Raw genomic sequence first — 6826 nt, 5'->3', positions numbered from 1 at the left:
CAGTCGTTTGAACTGCAACGAGCGGTCCCATCCAATCCATTGATCACGGGCGGCACATTTAAAGGCTGCAGAGCCCCAGCCGATCAAGGCTACCCATTGATTGGCTTTGATTGCAACATAGCATAGGGATTTACCCACGATGCGCTCAAATCCCAGATAATGGTATTGTCGCATCAAGGCGCGCCAGCGGCCCATTTCATCGCGCAATACGGGGCGTACGATGAAATCCGATCGGCGGATAGAAGGTGAAGCTGTTAAGTTGCCCATTAAAGGCAACTTAGCAAATGTGGACATAAAAAGCCAGTGCTATTTGGTCGTCTTACAATTTCTCATACTTAGGTGACTTTGACGGAGCCCTGGCTTTCAGCCAGGGGAGCTTGATTGTTGCAGACCATTGGTTTAGTATCCGTCGGCAGGTTTAAAATGATTGACGGAGGCCTGAAAAAGCCCTGTCATAAATCCAGGGAGGTGCAATGAAACTGTCTTTACCGCAAGCAGCGGACAACCGCCGCGGTTTTACATTGATTGAACTGATGGTGGTCATCGTCATTCTCGGCATTCTGGCCGGCCTGATCGTTCCCCGCATCATGGGTCGTCCCGAACAGGCCAAGCAGGTCAAAGCCAGAATGCAGATTGAAAGCATCTCAACGGCGCTCAAGCTCTACAAGCTGGACAGCGGCGCCTACCCCTCAACCGAGCAGGGGCTGCAGGCCTTGGTGGAGGTCCCCACCTCGGGAAACATTCCCAAAAACTGGCGCAAGGGCGGATACCTGGAAAAGGGCAAGGTACCCAAGGACCCCTGGGGCAACGATTTTGTTTACCTAAGCCCGGGTATTCACGATGAATTTGACCTTATCGCCTACGGTGCCGACGGGGTAGCCGGTGGCGAAGACAACGACGCAGATATCAACAGCTGGGAGTCCGAATAGCCGGTGCCGCCCATCACCTTACAGGCCCATACCCATCTGCCATGCCATGAAATCAAGCGCTTACACCCATCAGAGTGCGCTACGCACACGGGCACGCGCAATTAAAACAGTGGAAATGAGGCATTTGAACCACAGCGGGTTCACGCTGATTGAAATGGTCGTGGTGACCGCACTGATCAGCATCATGCTGGTGGTGGCCGTTCCGCGACTGAGTGTCGGGCTTTTTTCTGACGGTACGGACGAGACGGCGCGCTGGATCATCGCCAATTGCCGAACGCTCAAGGAAAAAGCGGTTGTCGACCAAAAAATCTATCTGCTCAATGTCTCACCCGACGTTCAGCGGCTGTGGATCACCGAAGCCGGCATGGCAGAGACCGAGGCAAGCACCGCGCGCGAGGAAGGCTACCGGCTGCCACGGGGCGTGACCATCGACCACGTGGCCTTTTCCCAGGCCGAACGCATTTCCGGCGGAACCATCTCCATCGGCTTCTATCCCCAGGGTTATTCGGATAAGGCGGTCATCCGCATACGAAACGATAACGGGGATCGCCTGGCCTTTTACATCGAACCCTTTCTGTCCAGGGTCAATCTGGTCAGAGGCGGTCAAGGATGGTAGCCATGGCACCGGACATCAACCGACCTCGCCTTGACCGCCTCACCCGCAAGGGCATTGCTGAAAAGGGCTTCACCCTGATGGAAGTGATGGTCGCCCTGTCGGTGGTGGCCATCGCGCTGACGGCCATCTACCGCATGCATACCCAGACCCTTTTCATGGACGCCAGGGGACGGTTCGATACGGTAGCGACCATGCTGGCCCGCCAGAAGCTGGCCGAAATCGACACGCTTGATTTGAAGGACCTGACCAGCGACGCTGGTGATTTCGACAGCGACCACCCCGGTTACACCTGGAAGATCGAGAGCGAAGCGGTGGCGTCGGATCTGATCAAGGCAGACGGGCCGTCACTCAAACGGATTATCCTGACCATCGGCTTCAATGAGGAAGAATCACTTTTCACCCTGACCACCTACAGGCACCTGTATGAATAGCCCGCGCCAGCAGCCGTCGGCGTTTCCAGGCAGCCCATTGGGCGGATTCACCCTGCTGGAAATCATGGTGGCCATCTTTATTTTCGCCCTGGTGATCACAACGGTATTCGGCTCCTTCCGTGCTGTTTTCTCCAGCGCCGACGCTGTCGGCGGTGACGTGGCGGTCTTCGAATCGGCCCGGACCTGTCTGGGACGCATGGCCACGGACCTGGGGAATTTATACGTCTCCCACTATCCACGCTACACCAAACCGGAATTCGACGACCCCCAGGATCCCTATCGTCTCTTGGGAGAAGCGACGGACGTGGCCGGAAGCAGCTTCGGTCGCCTGCAATTCGCCTCTCTGGCGCACCTGTCCCTCAACCGGGATCCACGGCAAGGGGTGTGCCGCATCGTCTACTACGTTCACCAGCTGTCCGACGAGTCATTGGTGCTGCGTCGCGCCGACCACCTCTATCCCTTTCCCGAATTCCAGGAAAGCGAGGATGATCCCATTTTATGCGACAACATACTGGCGATCGAATTTGGTTATATTGCCGCCGATGGTGAGATCAGCGAACGGTGGGATTCTGAATCTGCGGACACCGGTTACGCCACACCGCGATCGGTCGAGGTCCGGTTGACGGTGGGAATTCCGTCCCGGTCCCAACAATTCAGCACACGGATACCCCTGCATGCATATCGAAAAGCAGCCCAATAGCCCCGCCGGGGGCGGCATCCTCAGCAACCACCGCGGGGTGGCGATTCTGGTTGCCATCGGGGTGGTGGCCGTACTGCTCACTGCCGGACTGGCCTTGAACCGCCGCATCCGCAGTTCGGTCACCGGTGCCATACATGCAAGAGAGCAGGTCGTGCTGAGCGAAATGGCCGCATCCGGGGTCCAGGCGGCCATGGTGATGCTGATCAATGACCGCAAGGAAAACGACACGGACACCCTTCAGGAAGATTGGGCCAACCCGGAAAAAGTGGCCGAGATGGTCGAACTGATCCCTTTTGATGGGGGCAGCATCGATGTAGACATCACCGATGAGCGCGGTAAAATCCAGGTCAACGCCCTGGTCAAATTTCCCGAAGGCCAGCAGTTTTCCGCGACCCAGCGCTTTCTTTGGGAGCGGCTGCTGGATCGGGTATTCTCCCTGTTTGAAGAGACCCCGGAAAGTGACCCCAATATGATCATCAATTCGTTGAAGGATTGGCTGGACAGCGGTGATGACGAGGCCATAACCGGATTGAGCGGCGCCGAGTCCGACTACTATGAAGGGCTGGAGCCATCCTACAGCTGCAAGAACGGGCCCTTCGATCACTTGGCCGAAGTCGCCCTGGTTCAAGGGGTTATCCCGGAGCTGTTTTCCGGCGTGGGGGCCGCCGCCGGCCTTGCATCCCTGTTGACCGTCCACGGTGAATCGCCGGCCGGAGACAGCCGTTTCACCTTTGATGGGAAGATCAACATCTCGACAGCCAATGTAGCCGTCCTCGCCGCCCTGCTGCCGCCAGAAAACGCGGATCTTGCTGAAGCCCTGGCCGACTTTCGCGTGGCCAAAGCAGATGAAACGTTTATCAACCCCATCAACAATGTCCAGTGGTACAAAAATGTGCCCGGCGCCGGAGGCATCACCATCAGTCCCGATCTGATCGTCGCGTCCAGCGACCTGTTCCGGATCGTCTCCACGGCCAGACGCAACGACCGAACCCACACCATCAATGCAGTGGTTCAACGCGAAAAAGAGCAAGACACCGGGAGGTGGATTTGTAAAACCTTGATTTGGCAGGCAGAATAGGATAAATGAAGACAATTGCGGTGCATAACCATAAAACCGTCATAAGACGGATCAGGCCCACAACCGTCTTGTTGCGCTAGCATGCTCCCTTGGACATGCAGCCGCGGACCCTGGCAATCCATCCGCATTGAAGGCTGGTTGCCGAAGAGACAATGGCTGATGAGGTTTTTTCCATGATGGCCGTCAACCCCCAAGCAAACGAACAACCATGAGCCGCAAAGTCCTCGGCATAGAAATTCGCGAGGAGTCCGTTTCCGCCGTGCTGCTGGACGGCGGTTTCAAGGGCAGCGTCCTGACCGCACAGGTCCATTTTTCCCTCCCGGCGGATCAACCGGCTGAAGTGGGCCTGCAGGAAGCCCTGAAGGCCGTTGTGGAAACGCTGAACCCTTCGGGCGCCGCCTGTGTGCTTGGCATTCCCGACACCGCGGTCTCATACAGAAACCTCTCGATTCCGTTTCTGGACATCAAGAAGGTCCGGCAGGTCCTCCCTTTTGAGTTGGAACCCACCCTGCCGAGGCCGGTGGATGAACTGGTCTTTGATTTCGAGGCTGTAAAACGGGACGGTCAGCATGACCTTCTGGCCTTTGCCGTCCAGAAGGCACATATTCAGCGATACCTGGAGATCCTCGGGTCGGTTAACTTAAGACCTGTGGTTATCATGCCCGGCGGGTATGCCGCAGCCCGGTTCATCTGCGCAATGACTGCCGACGACGATGATTTTCTGTTCATCGATACCGGTGCAGGCAACCACACGGTGTACGCGGTCTGTTCCGGCAGTGTGCGCATGGCGCGCACGCTGCCGGTCGCCAGCGGCGGCAACCCGGCGGCCCGAAGCCTGGAAACGGCCATGCAACGAACATTCACCGCAATGCAGGACAACCTGGGAATTGCGGTCAATCCATCCACGGTGTTCTCAAGCGGCCCCCAATCCCAACTGCTCGACGCCGGGAACGGGTCGTCCACCTTTTTGGGTGTACCGGTCAAATCCATCGCGGGAATTCGGACGTTCCCCCGCTTGACAGGGTCGCTGGACACACCGGACTGGCAATCCGGACGTCTGGACATCGCCCTGGCCCTGGCCCTGGTAGAAACCGAGTCCGTCGGCGGCATCAACTTTTCCACGGAGCGGTCAACCGTCCAGCATTACTGGAGCGAATACCGCAGCCATATCATCCTGACCGCCGTACTGATCACCCTGGCACTGACCCTGGCCTTGGCCGGTCAATTTTTTGCCGTACGCGCCAAAGAACGCAGGCTGGCCGAGATGGACCGGCAGATCGAAGCCGTGTTCAAAAGCACCTTTCCCGAAGTCACCCGTGTGGTCAACCCCCTGCAACAGATGCAGATCAAAATCAAGGAGGCCGGAGAAGGAAGCACCGGCTTTAATTTGACCAGTGCCCGCGTACAGGTTATCGACATCCTCAACGCCCTGAGCCAGCAGATCCCATCGGCTGTGGATGTGGAATTCAACCGGATGGTGGTCGGGGCGGACAATGTGGTCCTTTCCGGCGATACGGATACCTTCAACACGGTGGACGACATCAAGGGGCAGCTGGAAGGGGCGGAGATTTTCAAACTCGTAACCATCAGTTCGGCCGACCTCGAGAAATCGGGGCAGCGGGTGCGATTTAAAATGAAACTGGATTTTTAGCAAGCCATGGCCATCAAACTCAACCAACGTGAAAAAATCGGCGTAGCTGCGGCAACAGCCGCCGTCATCGTCTTTCTGGCGGTGCAGTTTCTGATTGTTCCCCTGTTCGATAAAAACGCGCAGCTCACCAGAACGCTTGCCACCCGTCAACAGGAGCTGGAACAGATCCTGCTGCTGCAAGCGGAGTACCGCCAAACGGTTCAGACGGCCGAACAGGCCCAGCGGTATCTGAAAACGCGTAAACGCGGATTCACGCTATTTTCCTTTCTGGACACCCTGGCGGGACAAACCGGAGTCAAAAGCCATATTGCTTACATGAAACCGACCACCACCACCCAAAAGGAGAGCCCCTACCGGCTCTCCATGGTGGAAATAAAACTGCAGGATATCACCATGGCCCAGCTCCTGGCATATCTGCATGGTATCGAAACATCCCGGGATATGATTTCCATCAAACGACTCTCCATTGCCAGGGGAGAGCAAAACGCAACCCTGATCAACACGGTATTTCAGGTTGAAACCTTGGAGATGTAACCGTACCCATGACTTTCGTTAAGGTCATTATTGCATATCTGCTCTATTTTCTGCTGGCGGCAGCCCTTTTCCTGGTCGTGCTGTTTCCCGACCAGGCCGTTACCGCCTATTTGGATGCTCGGCTGGCAGCTTTCGATCCATCCCTGAGCCTGCTGGCGGAGACGATTCGTCCGACCCTGCCGCCGGGTATTAAAATGACCGGCGTGGACCTGATCCGGGCCAACGTTCGCCTGGCCCGTTTTGACGACGCACGGATGTCCCCCGATCTAGCGACCCTGCTGCAGGCAAAAAAGCAGGTCCGTTTGGAAGCACGCCTGGCCGGGGGAAGCCTAAACGGCCTGGCCGTCCTGACCGGCACCGAGCCGGGCGGCCCCTTGCAAGCGCAGGCGGATCTTTTTGAAATACACCTGGATCAACTCGAGGCGATCAAGGCCAACACGCGTTTCAGCCTTTCAGGGTCCCTCAACGGTCGGATTACCCACGATGGCAGTCGCGCCTCGGAGGGCGGCGGCACAACCAACGGGTCGCTGGCTGTGTCGGAGCTGCACATCACGTTGAAGGCCCCCTATTTCGGCATCGGCGAGATCGTGATGGTGCAGACCAATGCGGAGTTTTCTGTGAGTGGTGGCAACCTGCGGCTCAAATCCCTGGCGTTCGACGGTCCCATGCTCGAGGGCAAAATTACCGGCACCATTGACCTGAGAAACCCCATCGAGCAGAGCCGTCTGAACCTTACCGGCAACGCAAAACCCAAGCCGGAGCTGATTGCCCGGCTTCAAGAGACGATCCCCCAGGGGGCCGTCAACACCCGGACACTGGGAACCCGTGGACTGACCTTCCGGGTCCGCGGTTCCATAGACAGTCCCGATGTGTCCATGAGATAGGCG

General features: G+C 57.3%; 9 protein-coding genes. 8 read left to right on the top strand and 1 reads right to left on the bottom strand.

The window, feature by feature from the left end; translation table 11 throughout:
* Positions 1 to 294: Druantia anti-phage system protein DruA (locus tag R6V78_RS03055; protein WP_410287854.1), on the bottom strand; the 294-nt coding region annotated here is incomplete at its 3' end.
* Between the two features lie 179 nt (positions 295 to 473).
* Between R6V78_RS03055 and gspG the strand changes: the two genes are divergently transcribed.
* The 8 genes from gspG (at position 474) to gspN (ending at position 6823) form a co-directional block, all read left to right on the top strand.
* On the top strand, positions 474 to 929 hold the full coding sequence (gspG, locus tag R6V78_RS03050; RefSeq protein ID WP_410287853.1) for a type II secretion system major pseudopilin GspG: 456 nt from the start codon (positions 474 to 476) through the stop codon (positions 927 to 929).
* Between the two features lie 124 nt (positions 930 to 1053).
* Positions 1054 to 1545: a prepilin-type N-terminal cleavage/methylation domain-containing protein gene (locus R6V78_RS03045; protein ID WP_410287852.1), complete on the top strand. Its 492-nt coding sequence runs from the start codon at positions 1054 to 1056 to the stop codon at positions 1543 to 1545.
* A gap of 2 nt (positions 1546 to 1547) precedes the next feature.
* Complete coding sequence (locus R6V78_RS03040) at positions 1548 to 1976, top strand: prepilin-type N-terminal cleavage/methylation domain-containing protein (protein ID WP_410287851.1); 429 nt, start codon at positions 1548 to 1550, stop codon at positions 1974 to 1976.
* A complete protein-coding gene (locus tag R6V78_RS03035; protein WP_410287850.1) occupies positions 1969 to 2676 on the top strand; it encodes a prepilin-type N-terminal cleavage/methylation domain-containing protein in 708 nt (235 codons plus the stop codon). Before R6V78_RS03040 ends, R6V78_RS03035 begins: the two co-directional genes overlap by 8 nt.
* Positions 2651 to 3754 carry a general secretion pathway protein GspK gene (locus R6V78_RS03030; RefSeq protein WP_410287849.1) on the top strand — a complete coding sequence of 368 codons (1104 nt, stop codon included), beginning with the start codon at positions 2651 to 2653 and terminating at the stop codon, positions 3752 to 3754. The genes R6V78_RS03035 and R6V78_RS03030 overlap by 26 nt, the downstream gene beginning before the upstream one ends.
* A gap of 208 nt (positions 3755 to 3962) precedes the next feature.
* The gene (gspL, locus tag R6V78_RS03025; protein WP_410287848.1) at positions 3963 to 5405 is read left to right on the top strand and encodes a type II secretion system protein GspL; all 1443 of its coding nucleotides are present in this window, start codon (positions 3963 to 3965) and stop codon (positions 5403 to 5405) included.
* A gap of 6 nt (positions 5406 to 5411) precedes the next feature.
* The gene (locus tag R6V78_RS03020; protein ID WP_410287847.1) at positions 5412 to 5939 is read left to right on the top strand and encodes a hypothetical protein; all 528 of its coding nucleotides are present in this window, start codon (positions 5412 to 5414) and stop codon (positions 5937 to 5939) included.
* Between the two features lie 8 nt (positions 5940 to 5947).
* A complete protein-coding gene (gene gspN, locus R6V78_RS03015; RefSeq protein WP_410287846.1) occupies positions 5948 to 6823 on the top strand; it encodes a type II secretion system protein GspN in 876 nt (291 codons plus the stop codon).
* Positions 6824 to 6826: the final 3 nt, after the last annotated feature.

Origin of the sequence: Desulfosarcina sp., assembly GCF_046496365.1 — a bacterium.
Lineage (GTDB): Bacteria > Desulfobacterota > Desulfobacteria > Desulfobacterales > Desulfosarcinaceae > Desulfosarcina.
Note: the sequence above shows the minus strand (reverse complement) of the source record. Positions and strands in the feature narration are given on the sequence as shown.